Raw genomic sequence first — 18554 nt, forward strand, 5'->3', positions numbered from 1 at the left:
CGGAATGACCGCCGTGATTTCAGGTCCTTGCGAGCCGTCTGGTGAGCATGCGGATGTTTGCGATGAAGACCCAGGCCTGTGCGGATTCGATGGATCGCTCGAAGTCCTTGGCCAGCCTTCGGCATCTGCCCAGCCATGCGAAGGTCCGCTCGACGACCCATCGGCGCGGCAGGACTTCGAAGCCTTTGGCGCTGTCCGACCGGCACTGTAAAGTTATCAGTGGATTGATGCAGCGATAGCTGACCGGGACGGCTGTCAGGCTGCGGCGAGACACGCGATTTTGTTCCAGATTTGCATGGCGGCGTTACGCAGGTCTCGATGTTGAGCCGATGACAGCGTATTGCGGGGAAAGTGGAACAGGTTGGCAATCGGATCATGGATGGAAACGAACCGCTGAAGCTGGCGTGCCGACTTGAAGCGTTTCATGGTCCTTTCGCGTCGTCGGGTCGGCTGGTGCGAATTTTCCGCTCGATTATTGAGGCCTTTGTGCGACCGGTGTTCGACACCGGGCATGAGGTCGCGCCTGGCGGCATCATAGGACCGGAGCTTGTCGGTGATCATGACCCGTGGTGTCCGCCCTTGAGCCTTCAGCAACTTGCGCATCAGACGCTTTGCCGCCTTGGCATTTCGGCGGCTTTGCACCAGCACTTCGAGGACGAAGCCGTCCTGATCGACGGCACGCCAGAGCCACTGCTTCTTGCCATTGATGGCCACCACACATTCGTCGAGATGCCATTTGTCGCCCAGGCAGCCGGCTGACCGTCGCTTGATCTCCCGGGCGAAATGCCGCCCGAATTTCTCCGCCCAGCTTCGAATGGTCTGATGCGTGACGATGATGCCGCGGGCCGCCAACATGTCCTCAACCATGCGCAGGCTGAGCGGAAAGCGAAAGTAGAGCCATACCGCGTGCGCAATGATCTCGGCGGGAAAGCGGTGGCGACGATAAAGCGGATCACGAGCAACTTCTGACATGGCCCATGTTCGCACATCTTCATCAGCCGTCGGTTAACTTTACGGTGCCGTTTGTGCGGCATGCTGGATCAATCAACCTATTTTCGATCCGGCCGCATAGATGAAAAATGTTGAAATTTGATCCCTGCACCAATTCCCCCGGGAGCATGATGGCATATGGATTTGGCATGGGTAGGAACGCTCGGCCGGCTGTAGGATCGGACATCCTCGATCTGGCTACAGGAGAGACGGCAATGAATCCCGGACAGGACGGTACTTCCGACGATCCCGCCCCGAACCCGACGCAGTGGTTAGAAGACTTGACCGGTGCACAGGGCACGGAAGCGTGGATGCAGCACTACTACTTGCTGCAGCAACAGCAGCAAGCGGGGCAACCAGCCGTGCCACAGCAAGCAGCAGCCGAAAGACCGCTGACCCGCGGGCGCCCTTTACGTTATATTGTCTCTGATGAAGACGAGGCCCTCATCAAGGCGGCAGCTGGGGCGGCAGTGGCTAGCGGGATGAGACCGCGCCTCTCCCAAACCTATTGCAGCAGTCTCCGTGCCTTGTCTGAGGCGCTGCGGCCTTTAGGGCTGAGTCTTGCTGGACTTGATGGCGATTCGCTGCGCCAATATGCTAAAGAGGTTCTCCCGCACGCCTCGCAGGCGGTGGGTATGCTTGAGAGGTACAGGCAGGAGAGTTCAGGCGCTGGGGAAGGCAGCTCTCGGCCGCAAGTGGATCGGCGCCGCACTCATATTGTCTCTGATGAAGACGAGGGCCTCATCAAGGCGGCGGCTGGGGCAGCAGTGGCTCGCGGGGCGGGACCGCGCCGCGTCCATACCAATTGTAGCAGTCTCCGTGCGTTGTCTGAGGCGCTGCGGCCTTCAGGGCTGAGTCTTGCTGGACTTGATAGCATCTCGCTGCGCCAATATGCTAGAGAGCTTCTCCCGCAAGGCGGCACGCAGGCGGTGGGTATGCTTGAGAGGTACTGGCAGGAGAGTTCGGGCGCTGGGGAAGGCAGCTCTCGGCCGCAAGTGGATCAAGCCGCACCCTCACCGTTGAGCACTGTCGATCAAGACGAGGTTTGGGCCGCGATGGATGCGGCGGATCAACCCGCTCCGTCGCCGCAAAGCTTCAACTCGGCGGAGTTTTGGGCAGGAGTGGATCAAGCCGGCCAGTTGCCCGCCGACAGTTTCAATACCGCGAACTTTTGGCAGGGGATGCCTTCATCCGCCTATTCGCCGGCACAAAGTGTAAATCAGCCAAGCCCGCCAACGTGGGATCAAGACCTCGGGGCATCGATCTTCGGCCACCAGCCAGCTCCCTTCGATTTCGGAGAGTACGTCCCCCCGAATTGGGAAGACGGCTTTCAGGCGCCGATAGACATGTTGCGCCAAATGCACTACCGCGGCCTACTCCCGAGCCAATCCCAGCAAATGATAACTATCTACATCAGAGGGCAGAGCTGCACAGCCGTGTTGGGCCCAAGAGGACAAAGCAACATTCTTCTCTACCGGCAGTAAGGCCCCAGGCATTATTGGGACATCACTGATATACGGCAAGCACTTCGGCGGCGTTGTCACGTTGTTTGCAATGTGTCCGCGTGAGGCCGACACCGCGCTTTTCAGGCAGGCAGTGCACTCACGGCTTCCCCGGCGGGCCATGGCTTGGCGTCGATGGGCTCGAATTTGTGCTGCGGAGCGGTTGGTCTGGGATGGGACGAAGAGATTTCGGACGGCGGAGAAGATCGACACGAAATGCTGCAATGAGCCGATCGACCGGAAACCCTGTCGCGTTCGTTCCCGTTTTCGGAACGGCAGGTGAGAATCTCCGCCCGGTTGCTCAAGCTGGCCGGCACTGTAAAGTTATCAGCGGATTGATGCAGCGATAGCTGGCCGGGACGGCTGTCACGCTGCGGCGAGACACGCGATTTTGTTCCAGATTTGCATGGCGGCGTTACGCAGGTCTCGATTGCATGGCGGCGTTACGCAGGTCTCGATGTTGAGCCGATGACAGCGTATTGCGGGGAAAGTGGAACAGGTTGGCAATCGGATCATGGATGGAAACGAACCGCTGAAGCTGGCGTGCCGACTTGAAGCGTTTCATGGTCCTTTCGCGTCGTCGGGTCGGCTGGTGCGAATTTTCCGCTCGATTATTGAGGCCTTTGTGCGACCGGTGTTCGACACCGGGCATGAGGTCGCGCCTGGCGGCATCATAGGACCGGAGCTTGTCGGTGATCATGACCCGTTGTGTCCGCCCTTGAGCCTTCAGCAACTTGCGCATCAGACGCTTTGCCGCCTTGGCATTTCGGCGGCTTTGCACCAGCACTTCGAGGACGAAGCCGTCCTGATCGACGGCACGGCAGAGCCACTGCTTCTTGCCATTGATGGCCACCAAACATTCGTCGAGATGCCATTTGTCGCCCAGGCAGCCGGCTGACCGCTCGCTTGATCTCCCGGGCGAAATGCCGCCCGAATTTCTCCGCCCAGCTTCGAATGGTCTGATGCGTGACGATGATGCCGCGGGCCGCCAACATGTCCTCAACCATGCGCAGGCTGAGCGGAAAGCGAAAGTAGAGACATACCGCGTGCGCAATGATCTCGGCGGGGGCGTTGTCACGTTGTTTGAAATGTGGCCGCGTGAGGCCGACACCGCGCTTTTCAGGCAGGCAGTGCACTCACGGCTTCCCACGCGGCCATTGCCTGGCGTCGATGGGTTCGAATTTGTGCTGCCGAGCGGTTGGTCTGGGAGGGGACGAAGAGATTTCGGACGGCGGAGAAGATCGACACGAAATGCTGCAATGAGCCGACCGACCGGAAACCCTGTCGCGTTCGTTCCCGTTTTCGGAACGGCAGATGAGAATTCTCCGCCCGGTTGTTCAAGCCTTTATGCGAGCGGTGTTCCACGTTCGGCATGACCTGGCGTTTGGCCGCCCCGTAGGAGCGCAGTTTGTCGGTGATCATACGCTTTGGCGGCAGACCCTGCTTCTTCAGAAGTCGCGTCAGCAGGCGCCTGGCGGCCTTGGTGTTGCGACGCGTCTGGACAATCTCGTCGAGCACATATCCGTCCTGATCAACCGCTCTCCACAACCAGCACTTCTGACGGCATCGTCAACTTAACGGCCTGTGGAGTGCGGATTGAACCAGCGTTGGTGCATGGATCATTTGTCAACGGTTTGGCGATAGGCAGGCTTAGAGCTGGCTCGGTAAAATTGGACAGGGTGATAAGTGGAATTTCTGCCTGAGATCGGCATGAGTGCCGGAACAGGAGAATGACGTGTATGGACCGCCCCTGGTTTGCAAGGGAATTAAAACAGTGATGACGGATCCGGGGCGTTGTCACGTTGTTTGAAATGTGGCCGCGTGAGGCCGACACCGCGCTTTTCAGGCAGGCAGTGCACTCACGGCTTCCCACGCGGCCATTGCCTGGCGTCGATGGGTTCGAATTTGTGCTGCCGAGCGGTTGGTCTGGGAGGGGACGAAGAGATTTCGGACGGCGGAGAAGATCGACACGAAATGCTGCAATGAGCCGACCGACCGGAAACCCTGTCGCGTTCGTTCCCGTTTTCGGAACGGCAGATGAGAATTCTCCGCCCGGTTGTTCAAGCCTTTATGCGAGCGGTGTTCCACGTTCGGCATGACCTGGCGTTTGGCCGCCCCGTAGGAGCGCAGTTTGTCGGTGATCATACGCTTTGGCGGCAGACCCTGCTTCTTCAGAAGTCGCGTCAGCAGGCGCCTGGCGGCCTTGGTGTTGCGACGCGTCTGGACAATCTCGTCGAGCACATATCCGTCCTGATCAACCGCTCTCCACAACCAGCACTTCTGACCGTTGATGCGCACCACGACTTCATCCAGATGCCAGACATCGTCTTTCGTTGGTGCCTTGCGGCGTATGCGGCGCGCATAATCAGGGCCGTGCTTTCGGCACCATCGGCGGATGGTCTCGTAGGAAACGACGATCCCGCGATCGAGCAGCATTTCCTCGACATCGCGCAGGCTCAGATTGAAGCGGAAGTAGAGCCAGACAGCACGGGCCACGATTTCGATCGGATAGCGGTGGTTCTTGTAGGTCGGTGCACTCACGGTCATGGGCGCGCTGCTACCTCAATTTCCTTACCCCTCAATCAATGTGACAGCACCTCGGGAAGCGCTCGGCAGTTTGTTCGACCATATCGACCCCCTCCAACAGCGGATCGCCGCAGTCGACGGAAAGATTCTCGCTTGGCACAAAACCAGCGAAGAAAGCCAGCGCCTGACTTCCGCTCCGGGAGTGGGACCCATAACTGCGACGGCAATCATTGCGGCGGTGGGGGATGGCCGGCAGTTTCAGTCGGCACGGCACTTCGCGGCCTGGCTCGGGCTCACGCCCCGGATTCAGGCGAGTGGCGGAAAGGAGCGGATCGGTCGGATCAGCAAAGGTGGTGATCGATACCTGCGAACGTTGCTTATTCACGGCGCCCGAGCGGTCGTGGGCACGTTGTTCCGCAAGGACGTCTCACCTCGCCCCTGGTTGGTTGCACTCGTTGGCCGCAGGCCGGTGAACGTGGCGGCCACCGCTGTCGCGCACAAGACGGCTCGCGCGTTGTGGGCGATGCTCACGCGTGCTGAGACTTACCGCCGACCCGCAGTGTAGCAGTGACGGCGTAGTCGGACCGGATCGGCGCCGCCGGAGGACGGCGCTGGCTTGCGAGGGTAAGCGAATGTGATGGCAAGCCGGTCGGACCGGGTTCGGCAAAGGTCCCTTGAATGATGCGAGCCGGGAAGAGCTCGTCCATTTGTCTGGCCGCCGATCCGCGAATACCATCAGGGCCTGCGGCCGTGCGGCTGCATATCCAGTCCGGATACACGACTGCAAGCACCGGATCCGGTGCTGTCACATTGATTGAGGGGTAAGGAAATTGAGGTAGCAGCGCGCCCATGACCGTGAGTGCACCGACCTACAAGAACCACCGCTATCCGATCGAAATCGTGGCCCGTGCTGTCTGGCTCTACTTCCGCTTCAATCTGAGCCTGCGCGATGTCGAGGAAATGCTGCTCGATCGCGGGATCGTCGTTTCCTACGAGACCATCCGCCGATGGTGCCGAAAGCACGGCCCTGATTATGCGCGCCGCATACGCCGCAAGGCACCAACGAAAGACGATGTCTGACATCTGGATGAAGTCGTGGTGCGCATCAACGGTCAGAAGGGTGCTGTCACATTGATTGAGGGGTAAGGAAATTGAGGTAGCAGCGCGCCCATGACCGTGAGTGCACCGACCTACAAGAACCACCGCTATCCGATCGAAATCGTGGCCCGTGCTGTCTGGCTCTACTTCCGCTTCAATCTGAGCCTGCGCGATGTCGAGGAAATGCTGCTCGATCGCGGGATCGTCGTTTCCTACGAGACCATCCGCCGATGGTGCCGAAAGCACGGCCCTGATTATGCGCGCCGCATACGCCGCAAGGCACCAACGAAAGACGATGTCTGGCATCTGGATGAAGTCGTGGTGCGCATCAACGGTCAGAAGTGCTGGTTGTGGAGAGCGGTTGATCAGGACGGATATGTGCTCGACGAGATTGTCCAGACGCGTCGCAACACCAAGGCCGCCAGGCGCCTGCTGACGCGACTTCTGAAGAAGCAGGGTCTGCCGCCAAAGCGTATGATCACCGACAAACTGCGCTCCTACGGGGCGGCCAAACGCCAGGTCATGCCGAACGTGGAACACCGCTCGCATAAAGGCTTGAACAACCGGGCGGAGAATTCTCATCTGCCGTTCCGAAAACGGGAACGAACGCGACAGGGTTTCCGGTCGGTCGGCTCATTGCAGCATTTCGTGTCGATCTTCTCCGCCGTCCGAAATCTCTTCGTCCCCTCCCAGACCAACCGCTCGGCAGCACAAATTCGAACCCATCGACGCCAGGCAATGGCCGCGTGGGAAGCCGTGAGTGCACTGCCTGCCTGAAAAGCGCGGTGTCGGCCTCACGCGGCCACATTTCAAACAACGTGACAACGCCCCGGATCCGTCATCACTGTTTTAATTCCCTTGCAAACCAGGGGCGGTCCATACACGTCATTCTCCTGTTCCGGCACTCATGCCGATCTCAGGCAGAAATTCCACTTATCACCCTGTCCAATTTTACCGAGCCAGCTCTAAGCCTGCCTATCGCCAAACCGTTGACAAATGATCCATGCACCAACGCTGGTTCAATCCGCACTCCACAGGCCGTTAAGTTGACGATGCCCCATGTCCCGATCGAATGATTGAATATGAATTGCGCATGACGGCGGCGCGACCGATAGGCGTTAGAGTACTTTACTGGATCCGCGACCGGAGAGACCGCCATGGACAATACACTGGCTGGGGCAGGCCCAGCGATGCTCCCGAACAAAATGATCCCAACGCCGAATACCCTTGGATCGCGAGGTTGACCGCGATAGGGGGGACAACGGACGATAACATGCAGCAGTACCAGGCTCCGCTGGCGCAGCAGGCGGGCATGGAGCGGCAAGAGAGCGAGTTGAACCTAGGCGGCGGGTCCGCTGCTGACCCAGACAGTGGTGCGATTCGGCGTGCGTCCTCGGAGGGCGACACGATCATCCCCGAGGAGGACCAGGCGATCATTGATGACTTCACCACGGCCGCCCGCGGCGCCAGGAATATCCGGCAACACGCAAAGGATCTGAGCTCGTTCAGCGCATGGCTTCAGACGCAGCCCGTGGTCCGGACATTGGCCGGCCTGCTTGACGCTGCTGACAGCCCTGACAACCCTAATGGGTTGACCGCCCGCACGAACGCGTTTGCGCTTCGCGGCGCCCGAATCAACGCTGCATTGGCGGGGCGTTGGTGCATGGATCCTTTGTCAACGGTTTGGCGATAGGCAGGCAGGATCGAAATCAGCTTGATGCGAGTGCCATGCCGTACAAACACAACGCCGATCGTCGTCATCACGTCGGAAAGATGAAATTCAGGGTGACGAATTGGCGTGACTACGAAGCAGGTCTGCGCCGGCGTGGTAGCCTGACCTTATGGGTAACGCCGGAGGCACTGGCGGGATGGCGCGCTCCGCGACGCAAGACCCGCGGCGGCCAAGCCCGGTATTCCGATCTCGCCATTGAGACAGCGCTGACGCTGGGTTGCGTCTTCGCAATGCGGCTGCGCCAAACCGAGGGATTGCTCCACTCGCTGCTGGATCTCATGGGGCTGAAAGTTCCAGTTCCAGATCATACGACGCTGAGCCGTCGGGCACAGAAGTGGGTGCCATCAGCCCGACGAAACCCGCCGCTGCCGGACGGCCCGCTGCATGTGCTTGTCGATAGCACGGGATTGAAAGTCTACGGCGCCGGGCAATGGCTGGAGCAGAAACATGGCGCCAGATCACGTCGCAACTGGCGCAAGCTGCATCTGGCAGTGGATGCCAAAAGTGGCGCGATCATTGCCCAAAGGCTGACAGATCAGGACACGGATGATCCTTCCCAGGTGGCACCGCTGCTCGATCAGATCGACGGCGAGATCGACCAGTTCACAGCCGACGGAGCCTATGACGGCAAGCCAACCTATCGGTCTATCCTGCAGCACAGCGCAACCGCGAACATCGTCATTCCACCGCGTGCCACGGCGGTGGAAAGCGGTGATAGCGGACCGCCTGGTCAAAGGGACAAGCACATTGCCGCAATCGCAAGCGACGGTCGGCTGAAATGGCAGGCAGCCTCCGGCTACGGCAAGCGGGCGCTGAGCGAAACAGCCATCGGACGATACAAGGGGCTGATCGGACGGCGCCTGCGAGCACGCTCTCTTCCGGCTCAACAGACCGAGGTTGCCATCGGTTGCATCGTTCTCAACCGCATGCTGGCATGGGCACGCCCGGAGCCTATCCGGCGTCAAGTCACGCAGGCATAACCAACTACATTAATGATCGAAATGCATTCGATTTCATATCCGCGCACCAACGCCCCGTAATACTAAAGACAGGAGTACAGACATGACCCTCGCAATCATCGGCACCGGCAATATGGCCAAAGGCCTCGCCACAGTATTTTCGGCCGGCGGCAACGCCATTATCCTCGGTTCGCGTGATTCCTCGGTAGCCGCCTCGGTCGCCGGGAGCTTCGGCGACACCGTCTCAGCCGCCTCGATCTCGGACGCTGTCGCCAAGGCCGACATCGTCTTCCTCGCCGTGCCTTATGATGCCGTAGCCGCTGTGGTGAAGGCAGCCGGAAGCCTCGCGGGCAAGATCGTGGTCGACCTGACCAATCCCATGAAGGCCGATTTTTCAGGGCTCGCCATCGGCTTTTCGACCAGTGCGGCTGAAGAAATCGCCAGGCTCGCCCCGCGGGCCAAGGTGGTAAAAGGCTTCAACACGCTGTTTGCGTCGGTGCTGCAAAATGGCGGTGAGGTTGCCGGCACCCCGGCAACGGTGCTGCTCGCCGGCGACGACGCCGACGCTGTCGCCGAGGTTGAGGCGCTGGTGAATTCAGCCGGTCTCAAGGCCATCGTTGCCGGTCCTCTCGCCGCGTCGCGCCATATCGAGGCCGTGGCCGCCCTCAATATCGGGCTCGGCTATGGCCAGGGCAAAGGCACCAATATCGCTCCGACCTGGGTCGGTATCTAAGCATTCATCGCTCCACGGCCTCGTGGGCGGAAGGCGACATCAAGGAACAAATAGAAAGCCGCGACGCGCCACTTGATATCGGTCAAGTGGCGCGTCGGTTACCTCGTGGACAACGCGATTGCGGAGAAGGACGAAGGGCACCGTAAACTTAACGCTGTGAAAACAGGATCTGGGAGTGAGGCTCTGGTTCATTCGGCGTGAAGGCGCGCGATTTGGCGCCATGGCGTTGTCACGTTGTTTGAAATGTGGCCGCGTGAGGCCGACACCGCGCTTTTCAGGCAGGCAGTGCACTCACGGCTTCCCACGCGGCCATTGCCTGGCGTCGATGGGTTCGAATTTGTGCTGCCGAGCGGTTGGTCTGGGAGGGGACGAAGAGATTTCGGACGGCGGAGAAGATCGACACGAAATGCTGCAATGAGCCGACCGACCGGAAACCCTGTCGCGTTCGTTCCCGTTTTCGGAACGGCAGATGAGAATTCTCCGCCCGGTTGTTCAAGCCTTTATGCGAGCGGTGTTCCACGTTCGGCATGACCTGGCGTTTGGCCGCCCCGTAGGAGCGCAGTTTGTCGGTGATCATACGCTTTGGCGGCAGACCCTGCTTCTTCAGAAGTCGCGTCAGCAGGCGCCTGGCGGCCTTGGTGTTGCGACGCGTCTGGACAATCTCGTCGAGCACATATCCGTCCTGATCAACCGCTCTCCACAACCAGCACTTCTGACCGTTGATGCGCACCACGACTTCATCCAGATGTCAGACATCGTCTTTCGTTGGTGCCTTGCGGCGTATGCGGCGCGCATAATCAGGGCCGTGCTTTCGGCACCATCGGCGGATGGTCTCGTAGGAAACGACGATCCCGCGATCGAGCAGCATTTCCTCGACATCGCGCAGGCTCAGATTGAAGCGGAAGTAGAGCCAGACAGCACGGGCCACGATTTCGATCGGATAGCGGTGGTTCTTGTAGGTCGGTGCACTCACGGTCATGGGCGCGCTGCTACCTCAATTTCCTTACCCCTCAATCAATGTGACAGCACCCCAAAGGGTTAAGCTGCCACGGCGGCGAAGGCCCGCCTCATACTCCGCCCAGTTCGTCACTTTGAACTTCATTTTACCGATGTGATGGCGGCGGGCGGCGTTATGTTTGTGCGGCATGCTGGATCAATCAACCTATTTTCGATCCGGCCGCATAGATGAAAAATGTTGAAATTTGATCCCTGCACCAATTCCGATCTCAGGCAGAAATTCCACTTATCACCCTGTCCAATTTTGCCGAGCCACCTCTGAGCGACGGCCGAGCCCAGAACGCGAACCGCGGAGGCGCCGAAAACATACCCGTTGGGGATGGTGCTGAAGGCCTGCCCCGAAATTGCGGATTATGCCGTCAACGGCATCGGCAATTGGCGCGATCTCATGATTACCGCTGCCCAGGTGAGGGGATATCTGGGCGTTTCGCCGTCAGCGTATGAGGCCGGCGATCGTGATTGCCTGCATTCTGCAAAGGGCGCAGCACATCAACTCGGCCGGCGGCTATTTGCGGGCATTGACCGACAAGGCGACGGCAGGGCAGTTCTCAGTCGGGCCGATGCTGATGGCAGCGCTCAAGGCGAACGGCGCGACGGCGAGAATGGCAGGATGACGATCGCCAATCCCACAGCCGGTTCAACCTAATATGACTTTCGCAGGATCGAGAAGCTCGCGGCGCCTTTGTTGGTTGGACGGTGTGCAGGCGATCAATTTCACGGAACGAGAGGAATTCATTGGCGCCGAACGAACGTCCCACCACGCGGCTACAAACAGCGCAATTGCCTTCGTCCCGCCGACAGCGAGCGAAGCAGGCCTTGCAATTATTCGATTTGCTGCGTCTAATTCCAAGGTCTTGGATTTCAAAAACGGAATGGCCTAACCGCCTGCCTAATTGCAATGGTACAAAGGAAACGCATATGGCGACTGGGACCGTGAAGTGGTTCAACAGCACCAAGGGATTTGGATTTATCCAGCCCGACAATGGCGGTCAGGATGGCTCGCTCCACAAATTCGAAGCGAGAATTTCTCCGGCGAGCGTCAACAGACGGTTAACTAAGAAAATTTGCGACAGGCCCCGTTCGACAGCGGAGATGTGGACGAAAACATCGGCGATCAAGACGTCAGTCGACGATGGGCACCTGCATCCGGATCCGGTTCATTATGTCACCAAACATCTCCAACAAGGCATTGAGAGTGACCATTTCCGCGTGAAGAAGAACATGCCGAAGATCGGCGGATTCCAATCCTTCAAAACCGCGCGTCGAACTATCGCAGGGTTCGAAGCGATGCTGTGGCTGCGAAAAGGGTTTGGCTTCTCCGGAGAGTGGACCGTCAATGATCAGAACGATCTGCTCGCGCGTCTCTTCGGACTTCAAAAGGATAATAAGGCGTGAAGAGCAGAACGTATTTCAGCCCAAACCATTCGGCCGACCGCTTTGCGACACGCCCAAATGACGATGAGACCGCTACTTGGGTCGCGAGATTGTCAGGCGGTCAAATGCAGGCGAACGACGCGCATCAGCAGCTGAGTGAACCAAGTCTAGGCGGATTCGATACTGATTTAGACAGTGATACGATTGGGCGAGCGTCCATGGGCGAGTCGATGCACATGCCGGCGCAGCCATCCCTCGGAGACGGCGAACCCAGCAGCGCGTGTCTGACGCCCGAGGCGGGGGTGAGTCAACCACCGCGCCTAAATGTTATATCGCGTCATAGTTCGGCAGGCCAGCCCGGCGTCATTTCTCCACGCAGCAGCGCCCCATCGTTCGGGGGATGTTTCGGTTCGAAGGCAGCGAGTTCTTCTCACAACGAAGCTAAGGCAGCGAGTTCTTCTCACAACGAAGCTTCGGAGGCAACCGAACTGCCACAATTCCGCGTATACCACGTGCCCTACATCTCCCAAGGGAGTGAGCGCATGGGTTGCTGGTATGCATGTGCCAGAATGCTTGCCTCTAGTGTCGAAGCCGGTCCCAGGCTAGGTCTTCCTGAGCTTTACAGCCCACAATCTGGTCATGACGGCCTACAGGATCCGACTCATGTCGAGCAATTTATCGTGAACGAGGGACTGTCGAAGGTAGACCTACCGGATTCACAAGAATTTTCACACGAACAGTTAGGTGATCTTCTCTACCGGCATGGCCCCATTATTTTCGGGTGGCGAACGCCAGAGGGCAATTCGCACATGTCAGTTCTCACTGGTGTTGACAAACATACAGGCCGTGTTGTTTTCCATGACCCACAGAAAGGTCCAGACCTGACCATGCCGCTAGATTACTTCAATCAACGCCTTGCATGGCAGGTGCCGTACGCGATGCTGTATCGAGGCGTTGGTGCGGCACCGTAAAGTTAACCGACGGCTGATGAAGATGTGCGAACATGGGCCATGTCAGAAGTTGCTCGTGATCCGCTTTATCGTCGCCACCGCTTTCCCGCCGAGATCATTGCGCACGCGGTATGTCTCTACTTTCGCTTTCCGCTCAGCCTGCGCATGGTTGAGGACATGTTGGCGGCCCGCGGCATCATCGTCACGCATCAGACCATTCGAAGCTGGGCGGAGAAATTCGGGCGGCATTTCGCCCGGGAGATCAAGCGACGGTCAGCCGGCTGCCTGGGCGACAAATGGCATCTCGACGAATGTGTGGTGGCCATCAATGGCAAGAAGCAGTGGCTCTGGCGTGCCGTCGATCAGGACGGCTTCGTCCTCGAAGTGCTGGTGCAAAGCCGCCGAAATGCCAAGGCGGCAAAGCGTCTGATGCGCAAGTTGCTGAAGGCTCAAGGGCGGACACAACGGGTCATGATCACCGACAAGCTCCGGTCCTATGATGCCGCCAGGCGCGACCTCATGCCCGGTGTCGAACACCGGTCGCACAAAGGCCTCAATAATTGAGCGGAAAATTCGCACCAGCCGACCCGACGACGCGAAAGGACCATGAAACGCTTCAAGTCGGCACGCCAGCTTCAGCGGTTCGTTTCCATCCATGATCCGATTGCCAACCTGTTCCACTTTCCCCGCAATACGCTGTCATCGGCTCAACATCGAGACCTGCGTAACGCCGCCATGCAAATCTGGAACAAAATCGCGTGTCTCGCCGCAGCGTGACAGCCGTCCCGGCCAGCTATCGCTGCATCAATCCGCTGATAACTTTACAGTGCCGGGCGGCGTTATGTTTGTGCGGCATGCTGGATCAATCAACCTATTTTCGATCCGGCCGCATAGATGAAAAATGTTGAAATTTGATCCCTGCACCAATTCCCACCAATAAAAGATCCGTGCACCAACGCCGGCCCAAACCAATCTTTGCGACAAGCCCTGACGGTTGCGGCCATAGACCGCCTCGTTAACGCACCAAGCTTCGGCCGCCGGATCCGCTTATCGACGCTGATAGCCCGGTGGCGTCGAATACGGCACGACAGGAGGCCGGGGCAGCGAGTCCAGTTGGTTGGCTGCCACCAGAACTGAATCCACTGCGTATTGGTGCGTGTACGAGGAAGGATCCATTCCGTAGGCTTCCTGGATCATCCGTGATGCGATTTCCTTTTGTTGGTTTTCAGGTACACGGGACAATGCTTCGCGTACACTGTCGGCGAACTCGGGTGAGATCACTTGTGGTTCAGCATATTTTTCCCACGCTACGGGTCTGGTTTGCCTCTCGCGCAAATTCGCGGCAGTCTGTTCATCTGTGTCCGGATGCACTAACGGAATCAACCCCTCAAGACGGCTTTTCAGGTGTTCGGCCCTGCTTTTGTCCATCGACCAAGGACCGTCCTCGGCCGGCTCTCCGCTCCATGCGCTGTCTTTCAACCGAACAGCGGGACCGTTGGCCCAGGCATCCATGACCACGGTCGACTTCGGGTCGCGGCTTCCGCGCCGCAGTTCGTTCCAGGTGTGACCCGCCATGACTGGGATCTCATCACCTTCGTCGGTTATCTCTTTCATTGACACGGAAGCATGAGAGCTCGTACTCCGCTCGTCGGCCGCCATGTGTGGGGCGTGGACGATGGCGGAAAGGGGAGCGGTCTGATCGCAGGCCGCTGCTCCCATGACGACGGCCACTGCAACCTTGGCGGTCCCGCCTGGTGCCAGCTTTGCAACCGACGATCCGATGCCGTTGTGGCCGTGCGAGGGAATGTCGTCCGCCTTAACGTTTCCCCGGCCATGCTTGAGCAGCAGGCGGACGTCGTGAACGGTTTGCCCGGCTGTCGCGAGTCTTATCGGGCTCGAGACCCCGTCACCGACGACATGCGCTCCCATATGGTAGGCGGCCTGCTGGATCTGATGTTGCTCCAGAGGAGCATCTCCGCCCCTTCGCAACCTGTCGGGACGCGTACCCAGGGAGACCCTCAGCGATGATATGCGGCTCTCAGAGTCCGACGCCGTGGATTCTCGCGGCAACTCTTCCGTGTCATATGTGGCATGTCGAGTGTCATATGTGGCATGTCGAGTCGATACGGAGGATTTGGAGCAGCAAGTTCCCATGGCCTTCTTCACCTTCGTCACCGTCTTCAGCAACGATTTCAATCCCCCGCTTTTTTTCCGCTGGGGGGGGGCGATTGCCGGCTCCTCTGAGAAGGAGGAATAAGCCTCCGACGAATAAGAGGTGTCTATGCTGTGGCCCGCGCTGCTGATCTGGTTGTCCCGCAGGGAAGGCGACCCCCCAATGGACGTGCGCCGAATCGCACCATTGTCTGCATCAGCACTCAACTCGCTCAGCTGCCGCTCCAGGCTCAGTTGTTGCTCACGGTACTGCTGCATGTAATCGTCCGTTGCCCCCCCTATCCCTGTCAAACTCGCGACCCAAGGTTGTATGTCGGCGTTGGGACCATTTTGTTTGGAAGCATCGTAGGGCCAGCCCAAGCCGGTGTTGTCCATAGCGGTCTCTCCTGTCGCGGATCCAGTCAGGGTCGCGGATCCAGAAAGTACTCTAGCGCCTATCGGTCGCGCCGCCGTCATGCGCAATTCATATTCAATCATTCGATCGGGACATGGGGCATCGTCAACTTAACGGCCTGTGGAGTGCGGATTGAACTAGGCCGTAGTGACAATTTAACGGCTTGGGATTCCCATCGCGAGGCAAATCAGATTGAACTAAACCGCTGCCGCGGTAGCTGATGCGCGGGTCTGGCCTGAGGAGGCCCCTGTCTGAGAAGATTTGGTGTCGAGCCAACCTTCCAGACAGGAGAACCCCAGATGGTTCTGTCGCAAAGATCGAAACGGGACAAAGGATGGCAGGAATCCGGGTCGGCGTTCTATGCCGTGAGGATGGCGAACTGCTCGGCGATTGAGGGGCTGGGATTGTAGGCATACCTCGCCTGCCGTTTGCGCATCATGTGGATCATCTCGATGCCAGACAGGATAATTTCGGCGGTCGCCTTCGCCTTGAAGCCGAGCATGGAGCTGATGCGGCACTTGATCCGTCGATGATCCTGCTCAATGCGATTGTTGAGGTACTGGCTTTGGCGGGTGCGGATCGGCTTCAGCGATCGCCGCGATCGATCCCGCAAACGGCTTTCAGCATCGCAGGAAAGGATCGCCTCGTGATTTGTCTGGCTGCCGTCGATGACGATGCGATCCGGCCGGCCATGGCGCTCAAAGGCCTTGCGGAAGAAGCGTTTGGCTGCCGGCAGGTCACGGTTTTCGCTGAAGAAGAACTCGACCGTGTCGCCGACGCTGTCGATGGCGCGGTAGAGATACATCCACTTGCCGTGCACCTTGATGTAGGTCTCGTCCATGTGCCACTTCCCGGTGACGGTGCGCTTGCGCCGGTTGAAGCGCTCCAGCAGCTGCGGCGAGAAGTGCACGACCCAGCGATGCACGGTGGAATGATCGACGTTCAAGCCGCGCTCGGCCATCATCTCTTCCAGATCGCGAAGGCTGAGCTTGTAGGCCAAGTACCACCGTACGCACAGCAGGATCACCGACTGGTCGAAATGGCGGCCCTTGAACATCACGTACTCCTCCAAAGCTGAGGGGCGTTCCATGTCATAGTCCGCTTACCGAAAGGTTTGCGACAGAGCCGGTTCTCCAGCCGGCACATCGTCGATTGCGAGGCCAGATCCCGACCCGACGGCAGTGCATCCTGGGCCATCTTGAAGACCGGATCGGAGCGCAGCCGGTTGGCGTCATTGCCATCCTCGTAGCCGGCGGCGATCATCTTGACGCGGAAGCCGATCATATCTGCAAAGCTGTGGATGACCTGGTCCGGGGAGCGCGGATCGTCGATGCACCGCGCCAGACGCTCGGCGACACGCAACCGCTTTTCCACCTCGGCCAGAGCCAGAACGCCACTGTTCGAGGATAGCATGCCGCCGTCGAAACGGGCGACGACGGACTTGCCGCCGACAGATGACAAGCCGCTCAGCGGCAGCGTAAGATCATTCATGGCGGGTGTGGTCTCCGGAAATGATTCGGATCGGCCTTAGCAACCAAATCCTAGGTCATTTCAACGGCTTGAACCACATCCGCCGGCTCTGTCGCAAACCTTTCGGTAAGCGGACTATGACATGGAACGCCCCTCAGCTTTGGAGGAGTACGTGATGTTCAAGGGCCGCCATTTCGACCAGTCGGTGATCCTGCTGTGCGTACGGTGGTACTTGGCCTACAAGCTCAGCCTTCGCGATCTGGAAGAGATGATGGCCGAGCGCGGCTTGAACGTCGATCATTCCACCGTGCATCGCTGGGTCGTGCACTTCTCGCCGCTGCTGCTGGAGCGCTTCAACCGGCGCAAGCGCACCGTCACCGGGAAGTGGCACATGGACGAGACCTACATCAAGGTGCACGGCAAGTGGATGTATCTCTACCGCGCCATCGACAGCGTCGGCGACACGGTCGAGTTCTTCTTCAGCGAAAACCGTGACCTGCCGGCAGCCAAACGCTTCTTCCGCAAGGCCTTTGAGCGCCATGGCCGGCCGGATCGCATCGTCATCGACGGCAGCCAGACAAATCACGAGGCGATCCTTTCCTGCGATGCTGAAAGCCGTTTGCGGGATCGATCGCGGCGATCGCTGAAGCCGATCCGCACCCGCCAAAGCCAGTACCTCAACAATCGCATTGAGCAGGATCATCGACGGATCAAGTGCCGCATCAGCTCCATGCTCGGCTTCAAGGGAAGGCGACCGCCGAAATTATCCTGTCTGGCATCGAGATGATCCACATGATGCGCAAACGGCAGGCGAGGTATGCCTACAATCCCAGCCCCTCAATCGCCGAGCAGTTCGCCATCCTCACGGCATAGAACGCCGACCCGGATTCCTGCCATCCTTTGTCCCGTTTCGATCTTTGCGACAGAACCGCGGACCATCCACTCATTGCAGGTTATCGATCACGCGGCGTCGGATATGTCTGACCCTGCCTCAAGAATTCCCACAGGCATGGACAGCGATCTCGCTATCCGATCCCGATAGCCCTTGTTGTACCTCAGACCCGACTCGATGTTTTGGATTTCCTCGGCGGAAAGCCCGCACGCCACAGCGAGGTCCTCGATTGAATATCCAAGATGCTCTCGATAAGCGCGGATGATGTGGGTTCCGCCTGACATAGCCGCCAAGACTGGCTCGGGAATGCGCGAATCCTTCATAGACACCTCCAAGAAGAGAAGGAGCGCCTGACAAATCGGGAGATTTCCCCCCCGCTGGCGCATCCAGCAAATCAAAAAAATGGACGTCGATTCGGCCGGACTGGCCTCATCCATGGAATGGGCCACTCGAAATTGCCAGCCGGGGCGGGATATGGCGGCTCACCTGCTACTGATCAAGTTCCAACAAGCGGCCAGCCCTGAGATTGCCTGATCGACTGTACCGCATTCGTCCTGCGATCCCACGCGATTCATTCTCGCCGATGGCTTTCTTGAGCAGCAACTCGAACTCACCTGGCCCCAGGCTCGCGGACGCCGATAGCTTCGACCAACTCCCTCCGCCGCCCGCGCCTTTTGCGAGTCGGTCGGCTTGCTGCCCGTCCAGGAGTCCCCACACTTTTGGGCTCCAGAACCCCACGTCTTTA

13 protein-coding genes and 10 pseudogenes are annotated in these 18554 nt (G+C 58.9%); 12 read left to right on the forward strand and 11 right to left on the reverse strand.

Translation table 11 applies throughout. The annotated features are described in order from the left end of the window. Positions 1-19 precede the first annotated feature (19 nt). From ACVILI_RS33900 to ACVILI_RS33920, 5 genes and pseudogenes are all read right to left on the reverse strand, one after another. Positions 20-202, reverse strand: a pseudogene (locus ACVILI_RS33900) (transposase); the annotation flags it as partial. A 53-nt stretch (positions 203-255) separates the two neighbouring features. After that, positions 256-972 (reverse strand): IS6 family transposase, encoded by a 717-nt coding sequence (locus ACVILI_RS33905; protein ID WP_183465491.1) that lies wholly within the window; start codon positions 970-972, stop codon positions 256-258. A 1935-nt stretch (positions 973-2907) separates the two neighbouring features. After that, positions 2908-3619 (reverse strand): annotated as a pseudogene (locus tag ACVILI_RS33910) (IS6 family transposase). After that, a pseudogene (locus ACVILI_RS33915) lies at positions 3612-4052 on the reverse strand (IS6 family transposase); the annotation flags it as partial. The pseudogenes ACVILI_RS33910 and ACVILI_RS33915, both read right to left, overlap by 8 nt. A gap of 282 nt (positions 4053-4334) precedes the next feature. After that, entirely contained in the window at positions 4335-5039 is a 705-nt protein-coding gene (locus ACVILI_RS33920; RefSeq protein ID WP_038655013.1) for an IS6 family transposase, read from the reverse strand. Here ACVILI_RS33920 and ACVILI_RS33925 point away from each other — a divergent pair. From ACVILI_RS33925 to ACVILI_RS33950, 6 genes and pseudogenes are all read left to right on the forward strand, one after another. Continuing rightward, positions 5038-5583, forward strand: coding sequence for an IS110 family RNA-guided transposase (locus tag ACVILI_RS33925; RefSeq protein WP_240565553.1), 546 nt, complete (start codon positions 5038-5040; stop codon positions 5581-5583). The genes ACVILI_RS33920 and ACVILI_RS33925 overlap by 2 nt on opposite strands. A gap of 284 nt (positions 5584-5867) precedes the next feature. After that, a pseudogene (locus tag ACVILI_RS33930) lies at positions 5868-6095 on the forward strand (IS6 family transposase); the annotation flags it as partial. 93 nt (positions 6096-6188) lie between these two features. After that, positions 6189-6893 (forward strand): IS6 family transposase, encoded by a 705-nt coding sequence (locus ACVILI_RS33935; protein WP_038655013.1) that lies wholly within the window; start codon positions 6189-6191, stop codon positions 6891-6893. Between the two features lie 496 nt (positions 6894-7389). Then, complete coding sequence (locus ACVILI_RS33940) at positions 7390-7809, forward strand: hypothetical protein (RefSeq protein WP_148307455.1); 420 nt, start codon at positions 7390-7392, stop codon at positions 7807-7809. Between the two features lie 35 nt (positions 7810-7844). Beyond that, positions 7845-8828, forward strand: coding sequence for an IS5 family transposase (locus ACVILI_RS33945; protein WP_457102803.1), 984 nt, complete (start codon positions 7845-7847; stop codon positions 8826-8828). 82 nt (positions 8829-8910) lie between these two features. After that, on the forward strand, positions 8911-9540 hold the full coding sequence (locus ACVILI_RS33950) for an NADPH-dependent F420 reductase (protein ID WP_038654519.1): 630 nt from the start codon (positions 8911-8913) through the stop codon (positions 9538-9540). Positions 9541-9814: 274 nt separating this feature from the next. Here ACVILI_RS33950 and ACVILI_RS33955 read toward each other — a convergent pair. Then, positions 9815-10519: pseudogene (locus ACVILI_RS33955) on the reverse strand (IS6 family transposase). Between the two features lie 51 nt (positions 10520-10570). Next, positions 10571-10687: pseudogene (locus ACVILI_RS33960) on the reverse strand (IS5/IS1182 family transposase); the annotation flags it as partial. Positions 10688-10843: 156 nt separating this feature from the next. Between ACVILI_RS33960 and repC the strand changes: the two are divergent. The 5 genes and pseudogenes from repC to ACVILI_RS33985 all read left to right on the forward strand — a co-directional run. Next, a pseudogene (gene repC / locus ACVILI_RS33965) lies at positions 10844-11171 on the forward strand (replication initiation protein RepC); the annotation flags it as partial. A gap of 304 nt (positions 11172-11475) precedes the next feature. Next, positions 11476-11565 (forward strand): annotated as a pseudogene (locus ACVILI_RS33970) (cold-shock protein); the annotation flags it as partial. 24 nt (positions 11566-11589) lie between these two features. Beyond that, positions 11590-11952 (forward strand): annotated as a pseudogene (locus ACVILI_RS33975) (DDE-type integrase/transposase/recombinase); the annotation flags it as partial. Positions 11953-12167: 215 nt separating this feature from the next. Beyond that, positions 12168-12902, forward strand: a complete 735-nt coding sequence (locus ACVILI_RS33980; protein ID WP_276315594.1) for a papain-like cysteine protease family protein — start codon at positions 12168-12170, stop codon at positions 12900-12902. A gap of 39 nt (positions 12903-12941) precedes the next feature. Continuing rightward, a pseudogene (locus ACVILI_RS33985) lies at positions 12942-13640 on the forward strand (IS6 family transposase); the annotation flags it as partial. Between the two features lie 288 nt (positions 13641-13928). Here the strand turns inward: ACVILI_RS33985 and ACVILI_RS33990 are convergent. The 3 genes from ACVILI_RS33990 to ACVILI_RS34000 form a co-directional block, all read right to left on the reverse strand. Beyond that, entirely contained in the window at positions 13929-15428 is a 1500-nt protein-coding gene (locus tag ACVILI_RS33990) for a type III secretion protein (protein ID WP_240565518.1), read from the reverse strand. A 377-nt stretch (positions 15429-15805) separates the two neighbouring features. After that, entirely contained in the window at positions 15806-16504 is a 699-nt protein-coding gene (locus ACVILI_RS33995) for an IS6 family transposase (RefSeq protein WP_457102804.1), read from the reverse strand. Further along, positions 16504-16938: a transposase gene (locus ACVILI_RS34000; protein ID WP_276315602.1), complete on the reverse strand. Its 435-nt coding sequence runs from the start codon at positions 16936-16938 to the stop codon at positions 16504-16506. Before ACVILI_RS34000 ends, ACVILI_RS33995 begins: the two co-directional genes overlap by 1 nt. A gap of 154 nt (positions 16939-17092) precedes the next feature. On the opposite strand from ACVILI_RS34000, the gene ACVILI_RS34005 reads away from it, so the two are divergent. Next, positions 17093-17790 (forward strand): IS6 family transposase gene (locus ACVILI_RS34005; protein WP_457102818.1). Its coding sequence is split into 2 segments (ribosomal slippage): positions 17093-17666 and positions 17666-17790, totalling 699 coding nucleotides; the frame shifts between segments, so codons are not numbered across the junction. Positions 17791-17877: 87 nt separating this feature from the next. On the opposite strand, the gene ACVILI_RS34010 is transcribed toward ACVILI_RS34005, so the two are convergent. Then, positions 17878-18246, reverse strand: coding sequence for a helix-turn-helix domain-containing protein (locus ACVILI_RS34010; RefSeq protein WP_457102805.1), 369 nt, complete (start codon positions 18244-18246; stop codon positions 17878-17880). Positions 18247-18554 lie beyond the last annotated feature (308 nt).

The organism is Mesorhizobium sp. USDA 4775, assembly GCF_054062655.1.